28 protein-coding genes are annotated in these 25777 nt (G+C 34.1%); 7 read left to right on the top strand and 21 right to left on the bottom strand.

Annotated features, from left to right (window positions below; all coding sequences use genetic code 11):
• Window positions 1-217 precede the first annotated feature (217 nt).
• From LPB88_RS09720 to LPB88_RS09700, 5 genes are all read right to left on the bottom strand, one after another.
• A complete protein-coding gene (locus tag LPB88_RS09720) occupies window positions 218-1255 on the bottom strand; it encodes an aldo/keto reductase (protein ID WP_230715020.1) in 1038 nt (345 codons plus the stop codon).
• 284 nt (window positions 1256-1539) lie between these two features.
• Window positions 1540-1710: a hypothetical protein gene (locus LPB88_RS09715; protein WP_230715019.1), complete on the bottom strand. Its 171-nt coding sequence runs from the start codon at window positions 1708-1710 to the stop codon at window positions 1540-1542.
• Window positions 1703-1954 (bottom strand): hypothetical protein, encoded by a 252-nt coding sequence (locus LPB88_RS09710; RefSeq protein WP_230715018.1) that lies wholly within the window; start codon window positions 1952-1954, stop codon window positions 1703-1705. The genes LPB88_RS09715 and LPB88_RS09710 overlap by 8 nt, the downstream gene beginning before the upstream one ends.
• Window positions 1955-2134: 180 nt before the next feature.
• Window positions 2135-3079, bottom strand: a complete 945-nt coding sequence (locus LPB88_RS09705) for an OmpA family protein (protein ID WP_230715017.1) — start codon at window positions 3077-3079, stop codon at window positions 2135-2137.
• 166 nt (window positions 3080-3245) lie between these two features.
• Window positions 3246-4007 carry an exodeoxyribonuclease III gene (locus tag LPB88_RS09700; RefSeq protein WP_230715015.1) on the bottom strand — a complete coding sequence of 254 codons (762 nt, stop codon included), beginning with the start codon at window positions 4005-4007 and terminating at the stop codon, window positions 3246-3248.
• 118 nt (window positions 4008-4125) lie between these two features.
• Between LPB88_RS09700 and LPB88_RS09695 the strand changes: the two genes are divergently transcribed.
• Window positions 4126-5928, top strand: a complete 1803-nt coding sequence (locus LPB88_RS09695; RefSeq protein ID WP_230715013.1) for a lysophospholipid acyltransferase family protein — start codon at window positions 4126-4128, stop codon at window positions 5926-5928.
• 326 nt (window positions 5929-6254) lie between these two features.
• On the opposite strand, the gene LPB88_RS09690 is transcribed toward LPB88_RS09695, so the two are convergent.
• The 4 genes from LPB88_RS09690 to LPB88_RS09675 form a co-directional block, all read right to left on the bottom strand.
• Window positions 6255-6530, bottom strand: coding sequence for a TM2 domain-containing protein (locus LPB88_RS09690; RefSeq protein ID WP_230715011.1), 276 nt, complete (start codon window positions 6528-6530; stop codon window positions 6255-6257).
• Between the two features lie 52 nt (window positions 6531-6582).
• Window positions 6583-7047, bottom strand: a complete 465-nt coding sequence (locus LPB88_RS09685) for a DUF2752 domain-containing protein (protein WP_230715008.1) — start codon at window positions 7045-7047, stop codon at window positions 6583-6585.
• On the bottom strand, window positions 7022-7405 hold the full coding sequence (locus tag LPB88_RS09680) for a DUF4234 domain-containing protein (RefSeq protein WP_230715006.1): 384 nt from the start codon (window positions 7403-7405) through the stop codon (window positions 7022-7024). The genes LPB88_RS09685 and LPB88_RS09680 overlap by 26 nt, the downstream gene beginning before the upstream one ends.
• Window positions 7406-7587: 182 nt before the next feature.
• Window positions 7588-8535 (bottom strand): 2-hydroxyacid dehydrogenase, encoded by a 948-nt coding sequence (locus tag LPB88_RS09675; protein ID WP_230715005.1) that lies wholly within the window; start codon window positions 8533-8535, stop codon window positions 7588-7590.
• A gap of 252 nt (window positions 8536-8787) precedes the next feature.
• Here LPB88_RS09675 and nhaA point away from each other — a divergent pair, with 252 nt between their 5' ends.
• Window positions 8788-9930: a Na+/H+ antiporter NhaA gene (gene nhaA, locus LPB88_RS09670; RefSeq protein ID WP_230714999.1), complete on the top strand. Its 1143-nt coding sequence runs from the start codon at window positions 8788-8790 to the stop codon at window positions 9928-9930.
• 64 nt (window positions 9931-9994) lie between these two features.
• Entirely contained in the window at window positions 9995-10294 is a 300-nt protein-coding gene (locus LPB88_RS09665) for an antibiotic biosynthesis monooxygenase (RefSeq protein ID WP_230714997.1), read from the top strand.
• 82 nt (window positions 10295-10376) lie between these two features.
• Here the strand turns inward: LPB88_RS09665 and proC are convergent, their stop codons facing one another.
• The 7 genes from proC to serS all read right to left on the bottom strand — a co-directional run bounded on the left by proC (window position 10377) and on the right by serS (window position 18188).
• Window positions 10377-11159, bottom strand: coding sequence for a pyrroline-5-carboxylate reductase (gene proC, locus LPB88_RS09660; RefSeq protein WP_230714995.1), 783 nt, complete (start codon window positions 11157-11159; stop codon window positions 10377-10379).
• Between the two features lie 138 nt (window positions 11160-11297).
• Window positions 11298-12704, bottom strand: coding sequence for a magnesium transporter (gene mgtE, locus LPB88_RS09655; protein ID WP_110836880.1), 1407 nt, complete (start codon window positions 12702-12704; stop codon window positions 11298-11300).
• Window positions 12694-13473, bottom strand: coding sequence for a 16S rRNA (adenine(1518)-N(6)/adenine(1519)-N(6))-dimethyltransferase RsmA (gene rsmA / locus LPB88_RS09650; protein WP_230033791.1), 780 nt, complete (start codon window positions 13471-13473; stop codon window positions 12694-12696). Before rsmA ends, mgtE begins: the two co-directional genes overlap by 11 nt.
• Before the next feature lie 279 nt (window positions 13474-13752).
• The gene (locus tag LPB88_RS09645) at window positions 13753-14064 is read right to left on the bottom strand and encodes a DUF4286 family protein (RefSeq protein ID WP_089353732.1); all 312 of its coding nucleotides are present in this window, start codon (window positions 14062-14064) and stop codon (window positions 13753-13755) included.
• 86 nt (window positions 14065-14150) lie between these two features.
• Window positions 14151-15932, bottom strand: coding sequence for a tetratricopeptide repeat protein (locus tag LPB88_RS09640; protein WP_230714984.1), 1782 nt, complete (start codon window positions 15930-15932; stop codon window positions 14151-14153).
• 62 nt (window positions 15933-15994) lie between these two features.
• Window positions 15995-16828, bottom strand: coding sequence for a prolipoprotein diacylglyceryl transferase (gene lgt / locus LPB88_RS09635; RefSeq protein WP_230714982.1), 834 nt, complete (start codon window positions 16826-16828; stop codon window positions 15995-15997).
• 88 nt (window positions 16829-16916) lie between these two features.
• A complete protein-coding gene (gene serS, locus LPB88_RS09630; protein WP_230714980.1) occupies window positions 16917-18188 on the bottom strand; it encodes a serine--tRNA ligase in 1272 nt (423 codons plus the stop codon).
• A gap of 191 nt (window positions 18189-18379) precedes the next feature.
• On the opposite strand from serS, the gene LPB88_RS09625 reads away from it, so the two are divergent.
• Window positions 18380-18991, top strand: a complete 612-nt coding sequence (locus LPB88_RS09625; protein ID WP_230714978.1) for a DapH/DapD/GlmU-related protein — start codon at window positions 18380-18382, stop codon at window positions 18989-18991.
• 12 nt (window positions 18992-19003) lie between these two features.
• Here LPB88_RS09625 and LPB88_RS09620 read toward each other — a convergent pair whose 3' ends face one another.
• The 4 genes from LPB88_RS09620 to LPB88_RS09605 form a co-directional block, all read right to left on the bottom strand.
• Complete coding sequence (locus tag LPB88_RS09620) at window positions 19004-20548, bottom strand: patatin-like phospholipase family protein (protein ID WP_230714976.1); 1545 nt, start codon at window positions 20546-20548, stop codon at window positions 19004-19006.
• A 93-nt stretch (window positions 20549-20641) separates the two neighbouring features.
• Window positions 20642-21028: a PKD domain-containing protein gene (locus LPB88_RS09615; protein ID WP_230714974.1), complete on the bottom strand. Its 387-nt coding sequence runs from the start codon at window positions 21026-21028 to the stop codon at window positions 20642-20644.
• A gap of 291 nt (window positions 21029-21319) precedes the next feature.
• On the bottom strand, window positions 21320-21862 hold the full coding sequence (locus LPB88_RS09610) for a DMP19 family protein (RefSeq protein ID WP_230714972.1): 543 nt from the start codon (window positions 21860-21862) through the stop codon (window positions 21320-21322).
• Between the two features lie 69 nt (window positions 21863-21931).
• Window positions 21932-22225 (bottom strand): hypothetical protein, encoded by a 294-nt coding sequence (locus LPB88_RS09605; protein ID WP_230715556.1) that lies wholly within the window; start codon window positions 22223-22225, stop codon window positions 21932-21934.
• 187 nt (window positions 22226-22412) lie between these two features.
• Between LPB88_RS09605 and LPB88_RS09600 the strand changes: the two genes are divergently transcribed.
• The 3 genes from LPB88_RS09600 to LPB88_RS09590 all read left to right on the top strand — a co-directional run bounded on the left by LPB88_RS09600 (window position 22413) and on the right by LPB88_RS09590 (window position 24627).
• Window positions 22413-22847 (top strand): SMI1/KNR4 family protein, encoded by a 435-nt coding sequence (locus LPB88_RS09600; protein ID WP_230714971.1) that lies wholly within the window; start codon window positions 22413-22415, stop codon window positions 22845-22847.
• 245 nt (window positions 22848-23092) lie between these two features.
• Window positions 23093-23650 carry a YdeI family protein gene (locus LPB88_RS09595; RefSeq protein WP_230714969.1) on the top strand — a complete coding sequence of 186 codons (558 nt, stop codon included), beginning with the start codon at window positions 23093-23095 and terminating at the stop codon, window positions 23648-23650.
• Window positions 23651-23724: 74 nt separating this feature from the next.
• Entirely contained in the window at window positions 23725-24627 is a 903-nt protein-coding gene (locus LPB88_RS09590; RefSeq protein WP_230714967.1) for a PhzF family phenazine biosynthesis protein, read from the top strand.
• A 33-nt stretch (window positions 24628-24660) separates the two neighbouring features.
• On the opposite strand, the gene LPB88_RS09585 is transcribed toward LPB88_RS09590, so the two are convergent.
• A complete protein-coding gene (locus LPB88_RS09585) occupies window positions 24661-25767 on the bottom strand; it encodes a DinB family protein (protein WP_230715538.1) in 1107 nt (368 codons plus the stop codon).
• Window positions 25768-25777 lie beyond the last annotated feature (10 nt).

Below are 25777 nucleotides of genomic sequence, written 5' to 3'. Positions count from 1 at the left end.
GTCATTCCGAGAGAAGAGGAATCTCCGCGAGAAGCTCGACAAAGATTGGCGACATACTATTCGGAGTTTCTAGTGTGATTTCTCCTTGCGTCGAAATGACATACTTTGTGGTTCTATTTCTTTCAAAGGCTTAAAAAATAATTCCATAAAAAAAGTCGCAAAGTATTTCTATAAAGAAAAATACTTTGCGACTTCGCGTCTTAGTGACTATAATTTATTACGGCGCCGGATCTGGAATGATCGCCTGAACTCCTGCGATCTCAGTCAAAATTTCTTTGGATAAAAACACATCGATTGTATCAATGTTTTCTTTTAGCTGTTCCATTGTTGTTGCACCAATAATTGCACTAGTCAAAAATGGTTGTTGCAACACAAATCCCATTGCCAGTTCAGTTAAGGTTAATCCGTGTTTTTGGGCGATTTCCTGATACAATTTTGTTGCTTGTGTACATTGTTCGCTATTGTAACGTGTGTATTGCGGAAAAAGATTGATTCTCGCATTTGGATGTGCTTCTCCAGTTAAAAACTTACCCGTCAAAACTCCAAATGCTAAAGGTGAATAAGCTAATAAACCAACATTTTCATACTTAGAGATTTCAGCAGAACCAACTTCAAAAAGACGATTCAATAAATTATACGGATTTTGAACGGTTTTGATTCTTGGCAGGTTTTGATATTTGCTTTCTTCCAGAAAACGCATCATTCCCCAAGCATTTTCGTTAGAAACTCCAATATGTTTTATTTTTCCTTCTTTGATTAATCCGTCAAAAGTTTCCAGAACCTCTCTAAAATTATCTTCCCATACAGCATCGTGATCTTTAAAACCACGTTGCCCAAAATAATTCGTTAATCGTTCCGGCCAATGCATCTGATACAAATCAATATAATCTGTCTGAAGACGTTTTAGGCTATTTTCTAAAGCATATTTAATACTTGCCGGAGAGAAATCTGCTTTCTCACGCATGTAAGTGAAATTTGGATTTGGTCCCGCAATTTTAGAAGCTAAAACCACTTTATCACGATTTCCCGATTTCTTGAACCACGTTCCTATAATTTTCTCTGTACTTCCGTAGGTTTCTTCTTTGGCGGGAACAGAATACATTTCGGCAGTATCAAAAAAATTGACACCTCTCTCGAGTGCATAATCCATTTGTTGATGTCCTTCGGCTTCTGTGTTTTGTTGCCCGAAAGTCATTGTTCCGAGGTTTATTTTACTAACTTTTATATCGGTATTGGGTAATGTCGTGTATTTCATTTTTTTCTTTTTAAGGTTCAAAGTTGCAGAGGTTCAAAGGTACAAAGGGAATAAGCAATGGAAAATAATACAAAAGTTAAAAAAGTTACAAAGTTCGCAAGGATTTTTTTTAGTAAAGAAAAAAGCTCAAAGTTTTAAACTCTGAGCCTTATATTATTTTAAGCTTTTCATCGGATTTTGAAATGAATTAAAAACCCTAATTACAAAAATTGAATTTTCCTTAAATTGATACAATACTTTATAATTTCTAATTATAATTCTTCGACAATCAAATCTATATTCGTCTAACTGAAACTGCTCGACAAAAACAATACTATCTGTGCAACCAAACAACAGTCTTCTCTAATTTTAAGTGCCGCTTCTTTAGAAACTTCTTTCTTTAATGAAATATAAATTTCTTTTAAATCTTCTTTTGCATTTTGAGTCCAAAAAACTACCAACTTAACATTACTCATTGTCCCAATCTTTCATTTCCTTCGACAAATCTTCTTTTGAAATTATTCGATTGTATTTTATATCATCTAAACCTTCCTCAACTTTATTATGATATTCAGATAAAGTCAAAGGATTTCCTTCAGTATCATACGAAACAATTTCATTTAAATAATTATCAAAAACCGAAGAAACTATTCGCAACACCCTTTCATCTGCAAGATCTAATTGGTGTCGTATTTTATCTTTTAATTCTGGAAGTCCCATAATTATATTCCTTTTAGAACTTCAAAGTTACAAAATATAAATTCATGACTAAATATGATTTAAAGTTTGAACCTACAAGGTTTTAAAAACCTTGTAGGAGAGAAAACAAAAAGGCTCAAAGTTAAAAACTTTGAGCCTTTTAAAATCTTAGCAACTTAGCCCCTTAGAACCTTAGCAGCTTTAATTAATACTATTAAGCATTTCAGCGATTTCATCTAATCTTGGCGTTAAGATGATTTCGATTCTACGGTTTTTAGCTTTTCCTTCCGGAGTTGCATTGCTTGCAAGCGGAGAGAATTCGCTGCGACCTGCCGCAGTTAATTTTTGTTTGTTGATTTTAGTGTTTTCACTCAAAATAGCGACAATTGCCGTAGCTCTTTTAGTTGATAAATCCCAGTTGTTTGCGATTGGTCCTGAACCTGCATAAGGATCATCATCTGTGTGTCCTTCGATAAGAACTGAAAGATCCGGATTATCTCCTAATACTTTTCCTAATTCTACAACCGCTTTTCTACCTTCTACTCCAACAGCCCAACTTCCTGAATTGAAAAGTAGTTTGTTTTCCATAGAAACATATACTTTTCCGTTTTTCTGTTCTACTGTAAGACCTTTACCTTCAAAACCATTTAAAGCTTTGGATAAAGTCTCTTTTAGTTTTTTCATTGCTGCTTCTTTAGCTGCAATCATTGCTTCAAGTTCGTTTAAGCGACTTGCTGTTTTATCTAAACGCGCTTGTTCTTCGGCCAATTTTTTAGATTTTGCTTCCAATTGCGCCAACAATTCACGGTTTTTAGCCATATTGCTTTCTAACGCATCATTGCTATTTTTCTCTAATGCATTATACGAATCTTGTAAAACTTTGAATTTGTTTTGTGCTGCCGCTAAATCTGCTTTTTGTTTTGCAAGATCAGCTTTTGTCGCATTTAAGTCTTTTGTTAAAGCATCTTTATCTAACTCTAACTGATTTTTTGCTTTTTGCAAGTTTGCATTTTCATCAGCTATTGAACGATTTTCTTTTTTTAGATCTGAATATTTTGTTTCAAGATCATTGTAAATTTTCTTGGATACACAAGAGGTCATAGACAAAGCTAGGACCAGGAATCCGATGGAGGCCTTTTTAATCATTTTTTAATTTTATTTGGAGTATAAATTAATAATTCTATTTTAAATCCCAATCTTGAAATTCCGAAGTAAATTGCTTCGCCTGTCCGCTATCGCTCGAGTCCAAATTCCAACTAAACTGTTATTCAATTTAAAACCGCTATTCTTTCTACAAGAACAATACCAAACTTTACTCGATTTCGACTAAAACCGGACAATGGTCTGAGTGCATGGCATCCGGAAGAATCACGGCGCGTTTTAAACGGTGTTGCATCGAGTCGCTTACCAAGTTATAATCGATACGCCAACCTTTGTTATTGCCTCGGGCTCCGGCGCGGTAACTCCACCACGAATAATGATGTGGATCTTTATTGAAATGACGGAAACTGTCAACAAAACCTGATTTCATGAATCCGTCAAGCCAAGCGCGTTCAGCAGGTAAAAATCCTGAAACGGTCTTGTTACGAACAGGATCATGAATATCTATCGCTTCGTGGCAAATGTTGTAATCGCCGCAAATAATAAGATTCGGGATCGTTACTTTTAGTTCGTTAATGTAGGTTTGAAAATCATCCATAAACATAAATTTATGATCTAATCTTTCAATATTTGTTCCTGACGGAAGGTATAAACTCATTACCGAACAATCGTCAAAATCGGCACGAAGGTTACGACCTTCAAAATCCATGTGATGAATTCCTGTTCCAAAAACCACATTATTGGGTTTTGTTTTAGATAATATTGCTACTCCGCTGTAGCCTTTTTTGGTTGCCGGATAATAATATTGATACGGATAACCAGCTGCTGTAATGTCGTCTACGGGAATTTGCTCTTGCGTAGCTTTTATTTCCTGAAGACAAATTACATCTGGATTTGCTTGTTGCAGCCACTCGATAAAACCTTTGGTTATTGCGGCACGGATTCCGTTTACATTATAAGAAATAATTTTCATCACCATATTTTTTAGGATTCCAAATGTAATAAAAAAGTGGAAAGTTTATGTTTGAAACAGCGAAAAGTAGAGTTTTTTGTTATCTTTGTTCGCTGCTCTAATAAATTAAAAATAGTACATGGGTTTAGTTACCGCGAAAGAAGTTGCAAAGGCAATAAATGTTGATAAGTACGGAGTTCTTGGTACTTTCTCAGGCTGGATTCTTATGAAGGTTCTTAAGATCTCTACCCTTAATAAAATTTACGATCATAACAAACATTTAGAAGATGTTGCGTTTTTAAACGGAATTTTGGATGAAATGGAAATCAAATTCGAAATTCCTGAAGAAGATTTGAAACGTTTACCAAAAGACGGCGCTTATATTACGATTTCAAATCATCCGCTTGGAGGAATTGATGGTATTTTGCTTTTGAAATTAATGCTCGAGAGAGAACCAAATTTCAAGATCATCGCCAACTTTTTATTACACCGAATTGTTCCGCTTAAAAAATATATCATGCCGGTTAATCCTTTTGAAAATCATAAGGATGCTAAATCGAGCGTTGTTGGAATCAAAGAAACCTTACGCCATTTAAGTGATGGAAAACCGTTGGGAATTTTCCCTGCTGGGGAAGTTTCAACTTATAAAGACGGCAAATTAGTAGTAGACAAACCTTGGGAAGAAGGCGCTTTAAAGCTGATTAGAAAAGCTAAAGTTCCGGTTGTTCCAATTTATTTTCATGCTAAAAACAGTAAATTATTTTATTGGCTTTCTAAAATTGATGATACTTTGCGAACTGCAAAACTTCCATCAGAATTGCTTACGCAGAAAGACCGTGTAATTAAAGTTCGTATTGGTAAACCAATTTCTGTAAACGAACAAAACGAAATAGAATCGTTTGAAGATTACTCTGAATTTTTAAGAAAGAAAACCTATATGCTGGCAAATCCTTTTGAAAAGGACAGCAAACTAATAGACACAGCAAGTTTAAAAATACCAAAAGCACCTAAAAAAATCGTAACACCTGCAAGTGAATCAAAAATGATTGACGAGGTGAATATGTTAAGAAACAGTGATTGTCGTTTATTACAAAGTAAAAACTACGAAGTGTTTTTTGCAAGAGCGAAATCTATTCCAAATGTATTGCATGAAATTGGTCGTTTACGTGAAATTACTTTCCGTGAAGTTGGTGAAGGAACCAATGAATCTATTGACATCGATAAATTTGATCAATATTATCACCATATGTTTTTATGGGATGATGAAACCAAGAAAATTGCTGGTGCTTACCGTATGGGATTGGGTTCTGAAATTTATCCAAAATACGGAATTGAAGGCTTCTACCTGAATGACTTATTTAGATTTGAGCCTGAATTGCACGATATGATGCATAAATCTATCGAAATGGGACGTGCTTTTATCATTAAAGAATACCAGCAAAAACCAATGCCTTTGTTCTTGTTATGGAAAGGTATTATTCATACAACATTACGTTATCCTGAACATAAATATTTATTGGGTGGTGTAAGTATCAGTAATCAATTCTCTGACTTCTCAAAATCATTGATGATTGAATTTATGAAGTCGAATTATTACGATCCGTATATCGCACAATACATTCACCCGAAAAAAGCTTACAAAGTAAAACTGAAAGATGCTGATAAAGACTTTATCTTCGATGAAGCTGAATCTGACTTGAATAAGTTTGATAAAATCATTGACGAATTAGAACCTGGAAATTTACGTTTGCCAGTTTTAATCAAAAAGTACATCAAGCAAAATGCCCGTGTTGTAGCTTTTAATGTCGATCCTTTGTTTAATAATGCTATAGATGGTTTAATGTACATTAGAATCGCAGATATTCCTGAAAGCACTATGAAACCGGTTATCGAAGAATTTCAAATAGAATTAGAACGCAAATTATCTGAGAAAGAAGATTAATTGCAAACTACCATAAAATTAAAATCCCATTTGTTAAAAAGCAAATGGGATTTTTTAATTACAATAGTTCCAAACTCGTTCTCATGTTCCTTTCCTAACCAATTACCTAATCTTTATTTTTTTTGGATTAGAGATAATTTAATTTACCTCCAGATCCGTTTTTAAAAGAACAATTAAACTTCGCTTGTTAAAGATGTGCAATATTACTTTGTAAAAGAATTAGAATCATCCTCTAAAAGTCATTAAAACAAAAGAAAAAGATATTTATAAAAAGGGATTAAAAAGAAAAATCCCATCCGTAGGACGGATGGGATTTCTTTTATTCTTTAGAACCAAGGCTTTCTACCAACCTGATACGTTTGATAAAACTCTTCGTCTGTTCTTGTCAGGTAAATAATTCCTTCTATGATTCCTATTAAACCTCCTATTCCGAAAATAAGTCCAAGAATAAGTTGAATAATTCCTTCTTTAGTATATCCTAAATAAAACTTATGAATACCCAAAGCGCCTAATAAAATTGCTAAAATTCCGGCAACTACCTTTTTATTCTCTTCATGATAAACCGGGGGATTATTCCAGTGTTCTGTTTTGGTGTTTTCCATTTTTATAGTGTTATTAGTTAATTAACTTCTTCAAAAAAGGTTTTTCTGTCTTTTAAAACCAAATAGACTGATGCAATATATCATCAAACGAATTGTTTTTAACAAAAAGAATCAATCGGATAAAATGATAAAAGGCTAAAAAATAGGCCAGATTATAGGCCAATTTTCTATTGTATAAAAGACCTGTAAAATATTCTTTTTTAGTTACAATTTCTGTTGTCAATACAATGATAGTAAGCCAACAAAACATAATAACAAAAGGCCCTAAAATGTGATAACTTAGTGACTTGTAAACATCTCCCTGATAAAAATACACCAATGATTTTGTAATACCACAACCAGGACAAGGAAAACCTGTAACCATTTTAAAAGGACAAAACGACTGATCAGATTCTAAATGGTTATTATGATTATCAAGCATCAAAAAAAACGGAACTATCAGTGTAATTACTGCACCGATAATTCCGTAAATTTTACGCTTTACTCTGCTATTATTTGTATAATCTGTTGATATCACCTTGTACAATCATTGCTGCTGCCATAGGAAAGAAAAACCCTAAAACAATTAATAAAGTAGATTGATCTTTTTGAAGCTCTCCAGTTCTCTCATAAACTTTTGGTAATGCCTCTTTACCAGCTAAATAGTAAAAATAAATATTTACCGGCATACAACATCCTGCAAAAATTGCAATAGGCTGTGAGATAACTTCTTTTTCTGCAACGGCATTAAAAACCTCAGCTACTTTAATATTCCAATAAATTAAATATAATCCACAAGTTAAGAACGAAAAAAGCAAAACCATAATAGGATCTACTTTAAATACTGGAATTGGTTCATTAAAATTATTAGACGTTTCTTTAAATTCGTTTTCCATTTTTTATTAGTTAAATTAATTGGTTAATTCCTACTCTTGGGATTTTCGGTCACTCCTTATTTAGAAACAATATTATTAAAAATTAACATTAAAAACTAATTCTAGCCTAAAAATTCTACAGAAAAAACTCGTTATTTAATTCTAAAAACCACAAAGTCGTCAAAACTTGGTTTTTACGCAGTTTACTTATTATAAACCTTTTTAATCTTATCTACAATAACCTGCGCCAAACCTTCGTGGCTCTCAAATGTCCAACCTGCAATATGAGGCGTTAGCAAAACATTTTTAGCTTCTAACAAATATTGGAAAGCTTCAGGAGTATTTTTATCCTGAAATAAAGTTTCGAAAGATAATTTCTCATACTCCAAAACATCCAATCCTGCTCCCAGAATCTTTTTAACCTTCATTGCTTCAACTAAATCTGCTGTGACGATGTTTTTGCCACGCGAAGTATTTATAATCCAAAATGGCTTCAAAAAAGAGTTTATAAAATCAACATTGACCATTTTATCCGTTTCCGGAGTCCACGGAAGATGTAAACTCAAAACATCTGCTTTTTTTTGCAATTCTTCAAGCGAAACTTGTCTCGCATTTTCATCACCAATGTTTTCCAGAATATCATGAAACAAAACTTCTACCTCAAAACCACGAAGTTTTTTGGCAAAGGCTTTTCCCATGTTTCCGTAACCAATAATCCCAACCGTTTTTCCATCAAGTTCATGGCCACGGTTACTTTCCCTGTTCCAATGTCCCGCTCTTATTTCGGCGTCAGCCTGATTCAAATTATTAAAAAGTGATAAAATTACACCCAGAGAATGTTCTGCAACAGCGTTGCGATTACCTTCGGGCGCAGCGATTAGATGAATCCCTTTTGTCTCAGCATACTCGCAATCAATACTTTCTAAACCCGCGCCAACTCTGGCAATAAACTGTAAATTGGTTGCTTTGTCTAAGAAAGTTTTATCAATTTTAAAACGGCTTCGTATTACAATTCCGTTATAATCTCGAATTTTAGCTTCAATTTCTTCTTTTGAAGATTTAAAATCGGTGTAATTTTCAAAACCGGCTTCTTCAAGTTGTTGCCAAAGAATTGGGTGATTACTGTCGATATGTAGAATTTTTATGCTCATTGTGATTTATTTTATAAAAACAAAAATACGGTTAATTATTTATTAGCACTCCTGAAAAGTTTCAGGTTTCAGGTTACATGTTCAAAAAATTGTGACTTTACACCCGTACCTAAATCATTAAGCACAAAGCAACTTTTGCGTTAACCCTCTTCAGAATTTTTTATTGGCTATATTTTTTTTTAACTTTGAAAATATAAGATTCGCCAACTTTCGTTGAATTTATCCTTTCTAAATTAAAATTTCCCCTCCAATATGAGACTAACCAAGACTTTTAAAGCCTTTTTTGAAAACGAAAAATCAGGAGGAATACTATTGCTCTTTGTTACAATTATTTCACTTTATCTCGCCAACTCTTCTTATCAAACGGAATATGTTGCTTTTTGGGAAAAAGATTTAGGAGGACATTCAATCACACATTGGATCAACGATGGTTTAATGACTATTTTCTTTTTATTGATTGGTCTGGAATTAGAACGCGAAATTTACCATGGTGAATTATCGAGTATCAAAAATGCTTCTTTGCCAATTATGGCTGCTCTTGGCGGAATGTTGGTTCCGGCAGCTATTTTCCTGGCTTTAAATTTTGGAACTGCAACTCAAAACGGAGCAGGAATCCCGATGGCTACAGATATTGCTTTTGCGATTGGTATTTTATCTCTTTTAGGAAAAAGAGTTCCAGCATCACTAAAAGTTTTTCTAACTGCCTTGGCCGTTATTGATGATTTGGGTGCTATTATCGTTATTGCGATTTTTTATACCACTACCATTTCTTTTGCAAATCTAGCGATTGCACTGGGAATCTGGGTTGTCCTATTCATTTTGAATCGAATGAAAGTACAAAACCTGATTCCGTATTTAATTGGTGGTGTTGTGATGTGGTATTTCATGCTAAACTCAGGAGTTCACGCTACAATTACCGGAGTTGTTTTGGCTTTTGTAATTCCGTTTGGGAATGGTGACGAAAATTCTTCTTCGTACAGATTACAACACTTTTTACACAAACCGGTTGCTTTCTTTATATTACCATTGTTTGCTGTTGCAAATACTTGTATCGCTATTGAATCTGACTGGCACGAAGGTTTAAATCATCCAAACACTTTTGGAATCATTTTAGGTTTAGTGGTTGGAAAACCTCTGGGAATTTTACTTTTCTCTACCATAGGAGTAAGTGCCGGATTATGCTCTCTACCAAAAAGTTTGAAATGGGCGCATATTCTAGGTGCAGGAATGTTAGGTGGAATTGGTTTTACAATGTCAATTTTTATTACGATTCTAGCTTTTAAAGATCCTGAAACTATTGTTTTTTCTAAGATTGCCATTTTAATTGCCTCTATACTTTCTGGTGTTTTTGGATTGTTGTATCTGAAATATACCGTAAGCAGAAAACATGTTTAAATTCCAATTATCAACTTGATTCAAAAGACAAAACTAATATCACATCACATAATAACTTACTATTATGATTGCAAGAATCTGGCACGGAAAAACAAGAATCGAAGATTATGAAACTTACACCGAGTTTATAAAAAAGACAGCTATTCCTGACTATTCAAAAACAGCTGGTTTTATAAAATTGTCATTTTTAAGAAATATCAAAAATAACGAAGCCCATTTTACACTTATTACTTATTGGGAAAATCTTGAAGTAATCAAAAACTTTGCAGGTGAAGATTTCGAAAAAGCAAAATATTACCCTGAAGATGATGACTTTCTTCTGGAGTTTGAAGAAAAAGTAGAGCATTTTGAAGTTTTTGCATAACATAACACAAATCCCAAAATGAAAAATCCCAAATCCCAATTATCAAGTTTGGGATTTGGGATTTTTCATTTTGAAATTTAAACTATTTTATCCCTTTAATCTGTTTCAAAGAAGTTTTGATTCCTTTGATTAAAGAAGAACTGAAACCATTGTGTTCCATTTCATTCAAACCGACAATTGTACAGCCTTGAGGCGTTGTTACACGGTCGATTAATTGTTCCGGATGTACTTTCTCCTCTAATAACATTTTTGCAGCTCCTTTTACCGTTTGTGCAGCGATTGCTAATGCCGTTTGAGAATCAAATCCTATTTCGATTCCTGCCTGCATTGAAGCACGAATGTATCTTAAAGCATAAGCCGTTCCGCAAGCCCCAAGAACAGTTGCCGCGTCCATTAATTTTTCATCGATAATCGGAGCAGTTCCTAAATCCTGAAACAAATCAACGATTGGCAAAGCTTTTTCTCTGTCCTTTTCAGGGAAAGAAATACAAGTCGCTGATTCTCCAAATTGTGCTGCAATATTTGGCATTATTCGGATTACCGGATACGCATTATTTGTTTTTTCCTGAAGCATATCAAGAGACAATCCGCTTACGGCAGATGCGATTGTTTTACCTTGAATTACCGGTAAAATTTCTGCCAATACGATATCTACCTGATAAGGTTTGATGGTTAAAATAACCACATCGGCTTCCTGAATATTATGTTTATTATCTGACGAAACCGTAATTCCATACTCTGATAAATATTGAATACTTGCTATATTTCTTCTTGTAACGGTAACCGTGTTACTTTTTGAGAACTTTGCAATTCCCAAGGCGATAGAAACGCCAAGGTTTCCTCCCCCTATTATGTGTACTTTCATTCTTGGTTGGTTTTTTGAGTTATTTTTGGTTGGTTAATAGCAAATTTTTCGACGTGTAAATTACGCAGATTTTACAGATTTTAAATCACTGCAATCTATCAATTTGTGGCAAAAATCTAAAAGCCAAGAATATCATTCTTACAGCAACTTCCCTTTTAACAATAAAGAAGCGATTGTAAAATAAATCACTAATCCTGTCACGTCTACCAGCGTAGCCACAAATGGCGCCGATGAAGTTGCGGGATCCAGTTTAAGTCTTTTCAATAAAAAAGGTATCATTGATCCGGAAAGTGTTCCCCACAAAACAATAAAAACTAACGAAAGTGAAACTGTCGCTCCAATTGCCAGCCAATGTTCACCATATTCGTAAAGTCCGGTTTGCTGCCAAACCATAATCCTGATAAAACCAACAATCCCTAAAATAGCTCCCAATAGAAAACCTGAAGCGATTTCTTTCTTCATTACATACCACCAATCCTTTAGTGTCAGCTCTTTCAACGCCATTGCACGAATGATTAATGTCGCTGCTTGTGAACCTGAATTCCCTCCACTTGAAATAATAAGCGGAACAAATAATGCCAAAACCACTGCTTTCTCAATCTCTCCTTCAAAAAATCCCATTGCAGATGCGGTAAACATTTCACCAATAAATAAAACAACAAGCCATGTTGCTCTCTTTTTGACCATCTCGCCAAGACGTGTTTGAACGTATGGTAATTCTAATGCTTCAAGTCCCCCGAATTTCTGAATGTCTTCGGTATCTCTTTTTTCAATTTCATCTTTGATGACATCAATAATATCGTCAATGGTAATGCGACCAACTAAACGTCCTAATTCATCCACTACCGGAATAGCTTCCAAATCGTATTTATCCATCATTCGAGCTACCTCGACATCTGGTGTTTCAACGTTTACGTGGTATAATTTTCTAATATAGATATCAGAAATTTGTGTTTTAGTAGAAGTTGTCAATAAATCTTTAAGAGATAATCTCCCTTTAAGTCTGTTTTCATCATCAACAACATAAATAGAATGTACTCTGGAAACATTTTCGGCCTGAATACGCATTTCTTTCACGCAAGTAAGTACATTCCAGTTTTCGTTGACTTTCACCAACTCTTTGTGCATGATACCACCCGCAGTATCTTCATCGTAACGAAGTAAATCAACGATTCCTTTTGCGTGTTCTACGTCCTGAAGTTCTGAGATTACCTCAGCTTTTCTGTCTTTTGAAAGTTCACCAATAATATCTGCCGCATCATTGGTTTCAAGTTCGTCAAGCTCTTCGGCAATTTCTTTAGGCGAAAGTCGGTTTAAGATTTGCTCACGTAAATCATCCTCTAATTCCAAAAGAATTTCGGCTGTTTTTTCGCTATCTAAAACCTTAAAAATATAAGTTGCTTCATCAATATCAATTTCATCAAGGATTTCAGCGAAATCCGCATGGTGCATGTCATTTAATAAGATCTCGAGCTCCTTATTGTTTTTAGCTTGAATGAGTTGAGCTATTTGTTTCGTAAGCTCTTTGCTGATTTTAAACTCCATCGGCTTCTATTTTTTGAGTCAAAACAATAAATTCCTCCACGCTTAATTGCTCCGGACGCTTATCAAAGATAGTGTCTAATCGCAATTCATCTGATAAATTTAATGTTTTCAAACTGTTACGTAATGTTTTTCGTCTTTGCTGAAAAGCCGTTTTTACAACCGTAAAAAATAACTTTTCACCGCATGGAAGGCTATAATCTTCCTTTCGGGTCATTTTCATCACACCCGATTTCACCTTGGGCGGAGGAATAAAAACATTTTCATCTACCGTAAACAGATACTCTGTATCATAGAAAGCCTGAGCTAAAACTGATAATATTCCGTAAGCCTTAGAACCCTTTTTCTCGCATATTCGCTCAGCTACTTCTTTTTGAAACATTCCCGAAAACTCCGGAATCTGATGTTTAAATTCTAAAGTTCTAAAAACGATTTGCGTCGAAATGTTATATGGAAAGTTTCCAATTATGGCGAACTGCTTATTTTCGTAAACCTCGTTAATATTGTATTTCAGAAAATCCTGAGAGATAATCTTATCTTTTAATTTTGGATAATTTTCACCCAAATACACCACAGATTCTCCATCAATCTCGATCACGTGTGTATTAATTGGTTTGTCAAGCAAATACTTAGTCAACACACCCATCCCCGGTCCTATTTCTAAAACCTCATCGTATCCTTTCAGGCTTAAGGTATCTGCAATAGCTTTGGCGATACTTTCATCTTTCAGGAAGTGTTGTCCTAAATGTTTTTTGGCTTTTACTTTTTCCATTTTCTCTTTTGTTTGCCTTAAAGGCACTAAGCTTTTCTTACCATGAAGGTGCTAAAATGCAAAGTTTATTTCTATTTCTCTTTTGCCGCGAAGGCTCAAAGCCACAAAGTTCTATTTTTATTGTTTTGCCACGAATTGCACTAATTATCACAAATTTTTAAACTTAATAATCTGCGTTAATCCGTTTGATCCGCTTAATCTGTGGGCAATTTTATTTCCATTTAAAATGAGTTTGTAAACATCTCTTTTTATCTGAAAACCGAGACTGAAAACTAATTTCTAGTGTTCCGAAATCACTTCCAATTCCGTTCTGAAAGAAAGCATTTTGTCAGCAAATAATTCTAAAGCCTCTTTGTGAAATCTGGGTTCATCTTCTATATAATAACGTTCCAGAATTTCTTTATTATCGGCAACATATTGAACTGAATAAGTTATTCCGCCCATTTCTTCTTCAACCAAAACTTTTACAATTCGTGCTGAAGAAAACTTTTGTGTAGCCAGAATTTCCGGTATGTGTTTTTCCTGCATCCATTTTAACCATTGGTCATGAACGCTTTCGTGTATATTGGTGGTAACGTTGTAAATAATCATTTTTTTAAAGTTTCTGAGATTCTGAGTCTCTAAGTTTCTGAGCTTTTTATTCTGTAATGCTCAAAACCCCTGAACAAATCGTCATATTATAAATTCTTGTCTCCTCTTAATTCTCGATATTTTTTTCTCGCATCAACAAAGTAAATACTATCCTGATGGTTAAAAATTACCTTCTCATACAAAGGTTTTGCCTTTTCTACGTCATGCAATTCATCGTTGTAAATCTCTGCCGAAAAAAACAGCGCTTCATCAACATAAATTCCGTCGCTATGATTGTCAATGATTTGCTGGTATTGGCTTAAAGCCGAACTAAAATCTTTCTGACTTTCATAAACTTTACCTAAACGCAACAATGTTACAGCTTCGATTTCCTGTCCTTTGAAATTCTTCAAAATACTCTGAAACTGAGCAACTGCTTCCGGTTTTTTATTCTGATACATCAAAAAGTCACCTTTAGCAAATTGCTTCAAAGCCGTTTGTGTCGAATCTGCAGCGTTATTATCATTAATCAATAAAAAATATTCAAGAGCATCGTTGGCAATCAATTGTGTGTTTGCCGCTTTTAACTCTTTAAATTGTTTTAAAGCCCACTCAAAATCGCCTTTGTAATAACTCGTTTTTGCCGCTTTTAAACTTGCTTCATGCGCCATTACATCATTCTTTAAATCCAACTGAATTTGCGAATAATAAATCAACGCCTGATTGAATTTTTCTTCTAAAAGCAAGATATCCGCCAACTCCATCTTCGCATCTGCTTCCTGATAACCATTCAAATTTAATTCCAGCGCTTTTTTAATAATTGCCTTCCCTTCTTCCGTCTTTTTAAGATTGAAAGCCAGGAAATGCGCCTGAATTATTTGCAAAGATAAGGTAAAAGGAGTTATTTCATAGGTTGTGAGCAATTGTTGTAGCTCAGCACTGATAATTGGATAATCTTTTTCCTGTGCTTTATCGATTTTAATTTGCATTAAATACGAATTGGTCTGAACCAGCAAATCTAAATCTTTAGTGTTCTGAAGAATGAAATTCAGGATTTCCTCAGCCGTATCTGTATCATCTTCGTTCATTGCAAAATGACTTAAATTCACAATACTCGAAAGTGATTCGGGCTCACGCTTATAAATGGCTTTTTCCTGAATAAAGGCTTTTCCAAATTCTTTTTGCTGTACATAAAACCAACTCAAATAGTGATTCCAAAATACATCCTGATCTTTTTGAGTTCTCAGAATTAAAGCTTTACGCATTGCATCTTTAAAAGCAGTATTATCAGTTTCACCACTCATAAAGCGCGACAATTGTGTCTGAATTAAATTAGAATTTTGAGGATTATTATACGATTCTGTCAATAAAAGATCAATCATCTGATCCGTCTTTCCTAACTGTCCATACAACAATCCAATCTGGAAATTAAAATTATAATTCGGTTGTACCTGCATTGCGGTTTGATACGCTTTTAAAGCATATTCTAACAATACCTTTTTCTCAAAAGAATTTCCGATTCCGTAAACATCATTCGGACTCGTTTTGATTTTTTCGATAGCCTGTTCGTAGTAATTTTTGGCTTTAGCTTCGTTTTTCTGCAATTGAAAATTATATCCCAATTCTACTAAAAAAACACCTTGTTTGTATCTGTTGTATCGATCCTGAATTGCTTTTTCGGCAATTGTGTATTGCTGCAATTGCTGATAACAATCAACGGTTCTTAAAAAATATTGCGTATTGGATGGTGCACTGGCTAAAAGCTCTTCGTAGCTGATTTTAGCTTTTTCAAAATCGCCTTTCTCGTAGTAATATTGAGCCAATTGCTCGTTTTGTGCTAATGCAAAAGTAGACCACAACAAAACGATATAGATAAAGATGTTTTTCATATTTCAGTTTTTTATAGTTGTAGTTTTCAGTCCCTTATTTCAGAAACCGAACTCAGACATTATCAAATTTCGACGAACTCACTTTTTGCTTTTGATTTCCATACAATCAAAGCCAGACCAATTAAAATAAACGGAATACTTAATATTTGTCCCATATTTATTGGCATACTATTTTCAAAAGCTTCTTGATTTTCTTTGAAAAATTCAATTATAAATCGGGCTAAAAAGAGTAACGTCAGGAAATATCCAAAAATTAATCCATCGGCTTTTTTAATTTTTTCGGAATTATACATCCAAAATAAAATTACAAAAATCAACAAATAGGCAAATGCTTCATACAATTGCGTTGGATGCCTCGGAGTCATATCAACTCTTTCAAAAACAACTCCCCAATTTCCGTTTGTTGGTTTCCCGTAGATTTCAGAATTCATAAAATTTCCAAATCTTATAAAAGCTCCCGTAACAGGAACTCCAATAGCCATTTTATCTAAAAGCCACAAGAATTTAACTTTGTATTTCCTACAATATAAAACCATCGCTGTAAGCACTCCTATTGAACCTCCGTGACTCGCTAACCCCATAAATCCAACAAATTTGTAAACTCCGCCTATTTTCTGAATTGGCAAAAGAATTTCTATTGGATGGTTAAAAAAATACTCTGGTTCATAAAAGAAACAATGCCCTAATCTCGCACCTAAAATTGTCCCTACAATTACGTAGACCAATAAACTATCGAGATTATCTAGCGAAAGATTTTCTTTTCTATAAATATTTCTTACAATAGCGTAGCCCAATAACAGTCCGCAGGCAAAAAGAGCTCCATAATATTTTAATGGGAAGCTATCTGTTATCATAAAAATAACCGGATCTACATTCCAATTCAAAACTCCATTCATCCTTTTATTTTTAGTATAGTTTAATGCAATTAAGAAAACCTAACAGGTTTTAAAACCTGTTAGGTTTCATCCTAAAGTTACAATAAAATTAATTTATAATATCAAATCCACAGTAAGGGCGTAAAACTTCTGGAATTACGATTCCTTCCGGTGTTTGGTAATTTTCTAAAATTCCGGCCAAAACCCTCGGCAATGCCAATGAACTTCCGTTTAGCGTGTGTGCCAATTGGTTTTTTCCGTCTTTGTCTTTGAAACGTAATTTCAAGCGATTTGCCTGGAAAGTCTCAAAGTTAGAAACTGAACTGATTTCTAACCAACGATCCTGCGCTGTAGAAAACACTTCAAAATCATACGTTAAAGCCGATGTGAAACCCATATCGCCACCACATAAACGTAAAACTCTGTAAGGCAATTTCAATTCTTTCAAAATCTCTTTTACATGCTCAACCATTCCGTCAAGTGCTGCATAAGAATTATCAGGATGTTCAACGCGTACGATTTCTACTTTATCAAATTGGTGCAAACGGTTTAATCCACGAACGTGAGCTCCGTAAGAACCTGCTTCACGGCGGAAACATGGCGTGTAAGCCGTGTATAAAACCGGTAATTCAGTTTCAGTTAATAAAACGTCGCGGAATAAGTTCGTAACCGGAACCTCAGCGGTTGGAATCAAATATAAATCATCAATTGTTGAGTGATACATTTGTCCTTCTTTGTCCGGCAATTGTCCTGTTCCGAAACCTGAAGCTTCATTTACCAAATGTGGAACTTGTACTTCATTATATCCTGCAGCAGTATTTTTATCTAAGAAATAATTAATCAAAGCACGTTGCAAACGAGCTCCTTTTCCTTTGTAAACCGGAAATCCTGCACCTGTAATTTTTACACCTAACTCAAAATCGATGATATCGTATTTTTTTACCAATTCCCAGTGTGGTTGTGCTCCTTCATGCAAAACCGGAATATCTCCCTCTTGGAAAACATTCAAATTATCGTCCGGAGTTTTTCCTTCAGGAACAATATCAGCCGGAAGATTTGGTAACGTGTATAATTTATTGGTTAATTCGACAGCCAAAGCTTCTGCTTTTTCGCCTAATTCTTTACTTTTTTCTTTTAATGAAACGGTTTTTTCTTTTAAAATTGCGGCTTTAGATTTCTCTCCCGCTTTCATTAACTCGCCTATGTCTTTGGATAATTTATTAGATTCGGCTAAAGTATTATCTAATTCAACTTGTGTTGCGCGACGGTTTTCGTCTAGTTGCACCACTTCTTCAACAACGCTTTTAGCATCGATATTTCGTTTTGCTAAAGCCTTGATTACTTTCTCCTGATTCTCTCTAATAAATGCGATTTGTAACATAGCTTACTTTTTATAACTATTGTATTTTTTTATAATGGAAGCAAATTTAAGGAAATGTTTCATAAGAATACTACAAAGTTGAAAAGGAAAAACTATTTTGAAGGTTATTCTGCAAAGATTTACAGCCGTTTTCTATTTCGATTAACATTAAAAACAAAAACAATTAATTAAATTGCAATTAAAAATTCACAATGATTCATATCGACCATTTTATAGACGATTTCTCCAAAACTTTTAAAAATCTTCCTCAATCAGAACCTTGGGCAATAACAAGCAATCTCAAAAGTATAATCGAAAAAATGATTCCTGATCTTGATGATGATTTTGTAATTGAAGACAATATTGCCATTCATAAATCGGCAATTATAGAAAACAACGTCACCATAAAAAGCCCTGCAATTATTAGTGCAAACTGTTACATTGGTGCAAATGCTTATTTTAGAGAAGGCGTTTATCTGGATAATTCCGTAAAGATTGGTCCGGGTTGCGAAATCAAAAGCAGCATTATTTGCTCAGAAACTGCTGTTGCACATTTCAATTATATTGGAAATAGTATTGTTGGCCGCAATATCAATTTCGAAGCGGGTTCGATTGCAGCAAATCATTACAACGAAAGAGCAATTAAGAAAATATCCGTACTTTATAATTCCGAAATTATCGAAACAAACTCTGATAAATTTGGATCGCTAATTGGCGATAATTCCAGAGTTGGTGCAAATGCCGTATTATCGCCGGGAACGATATTACCTAAAAATTCGATTGTAAAAAGACTTGAATTGATAGAACAAGTTAAACTGGAATAATATCACAAACCTTTATTTATGCTCTACCAATAATTCTTTCAATTCATTAGTTTTTAAATAGGTCGCGAAACGTCCCGAAAGCAGTAACATTTCTCTTTCTTCGGGAGTAATTCTTAATTTGGTTTCGACATGTGAAGCGTATTCGTATAAAAGTAAAATTTGCCTTGGTGACAATTCATTGAACTTTTCTTTATCTAATGTGGCAACGATTACTTGCCCGTCTTTGTCTTTTTTAAAGGAGTCTTCTCCAAATTTAGAAAGAAGTTCTTGCTTAAAATTGATAAATAATCTTGTCCAACTGCTCGAATCGTCATTTGTATTTTTTAATTCAATTACAAGATCTTCATAAGGCTGATCTTTCTCCAATTTTAATAAATGATCGCGAATCGTTGTAAAACCAATGATTTGATAATTTGAAACGGGTATTTTATAACGCTCAAAGGTGTTTTCTACATCTTTATCAAAAGTCATATATCGGGTTTGAACCGTATATAAAGACGCAGTTTCAAACAACGAAATCAATTTGATTTTGGTATCATTTACATAAGGCTCTTTTTTTCCTTGCCCGAGACAATCAATAAAGAGTGCTTTTTTGTTTTTATCATCAACTTTTGTATCGTTATGAAGCAATTCGACTAAAGTTTTGTAACCCATATTGTCTGAAGCCCCGCCATCGACAATACACAATATTTTATCTTTGTTTTTGACTCCGAATTTTACTTTTGGAAGCACTCCCGGAAAAGCCGAACTCGCCGTAATAGCATACGTAACCGGAAAATCGTAGCCGTCGTTTATCTTATTTTCATTTAATGAAATTTCTGCTTTATTTGGAGCCAAAGACGAATTAAGATTTAAACCTCTTATAATATGTGGCATAAACGGAATGCGTTCGCCATTGTTAAAAGCCGTTCCGTTGGCCACAAACATGGGTAATGAAGGAATCGACTTGCTGTCTTTTGAAACAAAGAAATCCGACAATAACATTTGAGTTCCAAATTTGTTGGTATTATCAGGATTTGCTGCGTCGTATTGTAAAATATCCGAATCTATTCGTTGTGTCATCGATATTTTATCGCCTTTTTCGTTTCGGCTATTGTTTAGAAGTGAGAGAATATTAGCCGATTTATCTACGTAGTCTTTATAAGCATCGGCTTTAGAAAAATAGAATTCATTGAAGGTACAATTGTCGTAAAACAATTTATTCTTTAGAATAGTCAAATAATATCCCGCCGAAAAACAACCTCCGGAAACGGTTGAGTAATAATCGATTTCATTCAGAAAATTGCGCTGACCATCGTTTTCTTTAATTTCTTCTAAACCTAAAAGCACGCCCATACTAAAAAACTGCGCTCGGGAACCTCCTCCAGAGATGCCAATTCCGAGCGCAATATTAGGGTTTTGAAACTTTTTATCCCTTTCCTGAACCGATTTGTAATCGCTTAATGAGACAGCAGGAATCGAATTATAATTGATTTCTGAGAATAGATTTATTTTATTTTGAGAAAATCCTATCTGAAGAAAAAGAAGAAACATTATCTGGCAGTATCTATATCTCATTTTGGCTTTTTTAAATCACAAAAAGCGAAGTTACAAGAAACTGAAGCAAGTTAAAACTCAAATAATGAAATCTTTAACAATAAAGGCAATTCTCTAGTTTACAGTAACAGTCCTTGTTGGTGACGATGTACATGTCCCATCTCCATTTTGAATTGTAATATCAGCTTTCACTGTATAAGTCCCTGCAGCGCTATAGATATGCGAAATAGAAACTGTAGTACCGGTTGCTGTAACTGTCTCTGCAGGAGTACCATCACCAAAAGTCCATTTAACAGTTTTTAAAGTATTTGTTCCTGAATATTCAACTGTAAAATCAATTTTCTTAGGATTTGTAGCGTCTGTTGTGTGTTTTACTTTCTCAAATATTGATTCTGCAACGCAATCAATTCCTTTATCAAGTGCTTTTTCAAGTTCATGCTCACAAGAGAGACTTAAAGTTAGCAATGCAGCAAGACACAAAATTGTAGCCGTTTTTTTCATGGTATTTAATTTTTCTGTTATTATTCAGATTAAGATTTCGACAAATATAATCAAAATCTTACGTAAATTATCTGATAATTATCACCAAAAGGCATTTTCTTACGTTCTTTTATAAACTAATCTTGATTTTACAAAAAACTAAATTTAACCGCAAAGTACGCTAAGGTTTACGCAAGGCAACGCTAAGTTTTTTTAATCTCGCAAAGGCGCGAAGACGCAAAGTTTTTAATTTCTTTGCGTGCTTTGCATAAACCTTAGCGTACTTTGCGGTTAAATAAACTCCGTAGAAAACTAACCACGTTTTATCTCATGCCCCACAAATTCCTCCAAAGTTGCAAACATATCGTCTACAGAAAGCACTTCGAAATCAGGGTGATTTTTCAGGAAATTAGCATTTAGTGTAACCAGATTTTCTTCTATTTCGTAGAAAGTATCACTATTCAACAAATCTCTCGTTGGGTTTACGCCTTCCAATTTTCCGCTTAAAAATTTATTCAGTTTAACGCTGCTCATCAATTTGACTTTTTTACTTTGTTGCTGAAACAATTCCAAATGTTTTTCGGCGCCAATCAAAGCCAAACCTTCTTCGATAAGTTCGTTCAATTCTTTATTCCAACCCGATTTATGGACAAACTGAGCAAAATTTCCTTCAGCATATTGTGACCAGTAATAATCAAGATAGTAACTCATCAAAGCATCTTCGTGAATAAATTCGTCATCGACACCTTCCTCACGCATTAAATTGATTACCGAAATATTAGAATGAATCACATCCTGAAGATTTTCACTATTCATTGCCGTTTCAGAAACTATTATTCTACCAAATTCCTCCATTATATTTTATTTTGAGATTGAGACTGCAAATTTCCATTAAATAAAAACAGAAAAGAAACACAAACTGAATTAAATGATATCAGATCCGTCAGTATTCTTTTTTGCATTCATTTTTGCAACCAAAGCTTTCAAACGCAATGCACTTTCTTTCTTTTCGGCTTGAAGTTTAGCCTTTTTTCTATTAAGCAATTTGGTATGCAAAGCCTTGTTTTTGGTATTTTTTTCGGGTCCTTTTGCCATGATTTCTGCTTCTTTAATTACGTTTATAAAATTCGTAAAGATTGCTTTTGCAAATTTCGGAGAAATAATGATACAAATGAGAATATTTTTCTGGGCGTTTCCGTCGCAGCGGATCGAGTACATTGAAATATATTAATTTATCACTATGTTTTCTTCTTTTAAATTGTAAAAGAATTGAATATACAAAAGAAGATAACTTTTTTATGATATTTATTATACTTTTATGGGTTATAAGAGCGATCGCGAATTTATTATAGCTTCTGTCCTTTTTACATCAATTAATTATATTATTTACTAAGCTATATTGACTATGAACTACACTTTAGAAAAAGAATTTCTAAAAAAGATTGAAACTAGTAGCGACGAAACAAATAGAAAAGAAATCATAACCGATGAGCAAATAAAAACACTTCTCGAAAAGTATCCCAAAATTCCAAAAGATTATATTGACTATTTACAAGAAATTGGATCTGGAAATTTTAGAGAATGTCAATTTAAAGTTCAACCCTTTCTTTTTAACCTTGAAGACCTTGGACTTGAAGATCATTATGAACTAAAATCCAATATTTGGTTTTTCGGCGATAATTATTGTGGCGATTTTTCAGGTTTTGATTTTGATAGTGACGAAGGAACTGTTGTCGAATTTTGGCATGAAAGCGGAGACTTATATTACACTCAAAAAACCTTTCAGAATTACATTAGAGAACGAATGGAAATGGATGAAAACGGAAATCAAAAAGTATAAAATAGACAAAATTGAAGTTTTTTAATCAAATTAATTCAAAGACCGCTATCTCAGAATTTGAGGAGATATTTTCATCCTTAAAAAAATGGGAGATATCGCTCCGCGCTACGAAGTCTCCTGACTTCGTAGCGACAACCATAGGTAAGAATAGATTTAAAAGAATATTGGAATGAGTACAAAAGTCAGGAGACTTCATACAACGTTAGCTCTAATAATCGTGAATAATCTAACTAAAATAGTCTAAAATGAACCCAACCTTCTTCCCAACCCAAGAAAAATTTAGAGAATGGTTAGAAAAGCACCACCAAAAAGAAACCGAATTATTAGTTGGTTTCTATAAAGTGAATAGCAAAAAACCATCAATGTCCTGGTCAGAATCTGTAGATCAGGCGCTTTGTTTTGGTTGGATCGATGGTGTTCGGAAATCAATTGATGAAGAAAGTTATACCATAAGATTTACTCCACGAAAGAAAACCAGCATTTGGAGCGCGATAAACATCAAAAAAATCGAAGTACTTACAAAAGCCGGACTGATGAAAGAAGCCGGAATAAAAGCTTTCGAATTCAGATCTGAAGAAAGATCTAAAATTTACTCGCATGAAAATGAAGCGTATGTTCTCGATCCTGACTTCGAAAAGCAATTTAAAGCCCATAAAATAGCTTGGGAATATTTCAACAATCAGGCACCATCGTACAAAAAAATAATAATTCACGTAATTATGAGCGCCAAACAAGAAAAAACCAGACTTTCCAGATTGGAGAAAGCAATAAAATTTAGCGCTGAAGGAAAACGAATGTTGTAAATACTATTGTTTTAATATAGTTTAAACATTAACTTTATTCCATCAAAAAAGTCTTAGCTAAAAAGAGATTAACAATGGAAAAAAGAACCACCTTACAATATTACGTTTTAGACGTATTCTCTAATAAAAGTTATAAAGGAAATCCATTATCGGTTGTTTTTACAGATGGTGATTTAGAATTAGAAATCTATCAAAATATATCCAAAGAATTTGGTTACTCCGAAACCTCATTTGTCTATTATTCCACCAAGAAAAAAGCACTAAAAGTTCGTTCATTTACTCCAACAGGTTTCGAAATAGATGGTGCAGGACACAATTTGTTAGGTGCAGTTTGTGGAGCATTACTAAAAAAAATGCCCATTTTTGAAGAACAAAATGAAAGTGAGCGTTTTGTGATCATGAAAAATTCGCCAATACCTTTAACGGTAAGTTTTGACCCCGTTACACAATATCCGGTGGTACAAATGCATCAAAAATCGGCAGTGATCAAACAAGAAATTCCAACTTACAGAATTGCCGTGGCACTTGGTTTAAAAATTGAGGATTTAGATGTAAATGCTTTTGTTCCTACAATTGTTAAAACAGAAGTCGCACACACCATGGTTCCAATAAAAAACAGTCAATTGCTCAACAGTTGCATCCCTGACAATCAACTTTTAATTGAAATCTCAAAAGAATATAATTTTGAAGGATTTTATTGTTTCACCCTTTCTGATGAAAATCAGGAGCATGTGGTCGAAACGAGATTCTTCAATCCAATAATTGGCATCAATGAAGATCCTGCAACGGGAACGGCTGCTGGCCCGTTAATTGGTTTTTTAACACAAAAGAAATTTACTAAATCAGAGAAAGAATATAAGATCTTACAAGGCGTAAAATTAAAGCAACCTTCGGTGATTGAAGTTATGAATCGTGACGAGGACATTTTGGTTGGCGGTTCTTCGATTATTACCATGCGCGGGGAACTTTATATATAAAAAAAGAGCTGCAAATGCAGCTCTTTTTTTACTTTATCTTTTTATTTCCTGTGGCAATGTTTGTTTCTGCTGAGGCGGAATTCGCTTCTTTAAAAACAAAATTTGTCCTAAATGACTCGATTGGTGCTCCATAACGTGAAACCAGCAATATTGATTTGTCATGTCATATCTTGTCTGCACTTCTGCAAACCAGGCATCATCTCTTTTCTTTAATTCTAAAATGGTTTTTGCCCTAACTTCATTATAGATATCTAAATAATATTGTACATCATGACCTTTAAATTCATCACGCCCGCCTTGATCTAGATCTAGAGCTTTTTGCCAAATCTTCTTTTCTTCTTCATTAAAACCTCTGTTTTCAAAAGTAAAAACCTGGTAATATTTTTCGGCTGCAGCCAAATGCATCACTAACGCACCAATTCGGTTGGCTTGTTCATCATGTAAATAATCAATTTCATATTGGTTCATATTCTTTACTGCTCTTTCAACACGACCTTTAAGATCTTCTAGCATCGAGATCATGTCTCCAATTTTTGGCGAAGCACCCTCAACATTTCCAATCTTCGCTTCTTGCCTTGGTTTGATACCGGTTCCTTCTAATAGCAAACTGTTTTTTCCATCGACACTGGATTTGTCCGAAGAAATTTTATATTCTTTAACTTTAACAACCGCATCTTTGGATATTCCGAAACCCCATTTCGGAATGTCCCCATTTTTTACTGGTGTTTCAAAACTTGAATTTAAAACAACCAAAGGCTCAAAAACACCTTTCTCGTTTTCGATCAGCAATTCAAATTTATCAAAATAGAATTTTCCGTTATACAAACACAAACCTCCAAAACTTAATGATTTACTGTTTTCATCGATCGTTCCTTCTACCGTATATGATTGCCATTCTTTTGATTTCACCGGTCTGTCGCTCATATTGTCGAAAAAACCGTCTTCATCGTTTTTAGTATCCACGCGTGCCCAAACTCCAGCCCAGGATTTTGGTTCAGTACTTTCTACTTTTACGGAAGCGATTACTTTAAATTTTTTCTTTACGGAAGTTTGAATATCAATCGTCTGATTGAAAGAAGTCCAATCACTCGAAACAACTTTTTGTGTTTGAGCCTGCCCTAAAGCAAAACACAAAAACAATACTAAAAGT

Origin of the sequence: Flavobacterium sp. JAS (assembly GCF_020991455.1) — a bacterium.
GTDB lineage: Bacteria > Bacteroidota > Bacteroidia > Flavobacteriales > Flavobacteriaceae > Flavobacterium.
Note: the sequence above shows the minus strand (reverse complement) of the source record. Positions and strands in the feature narration are given on the sequence as shown.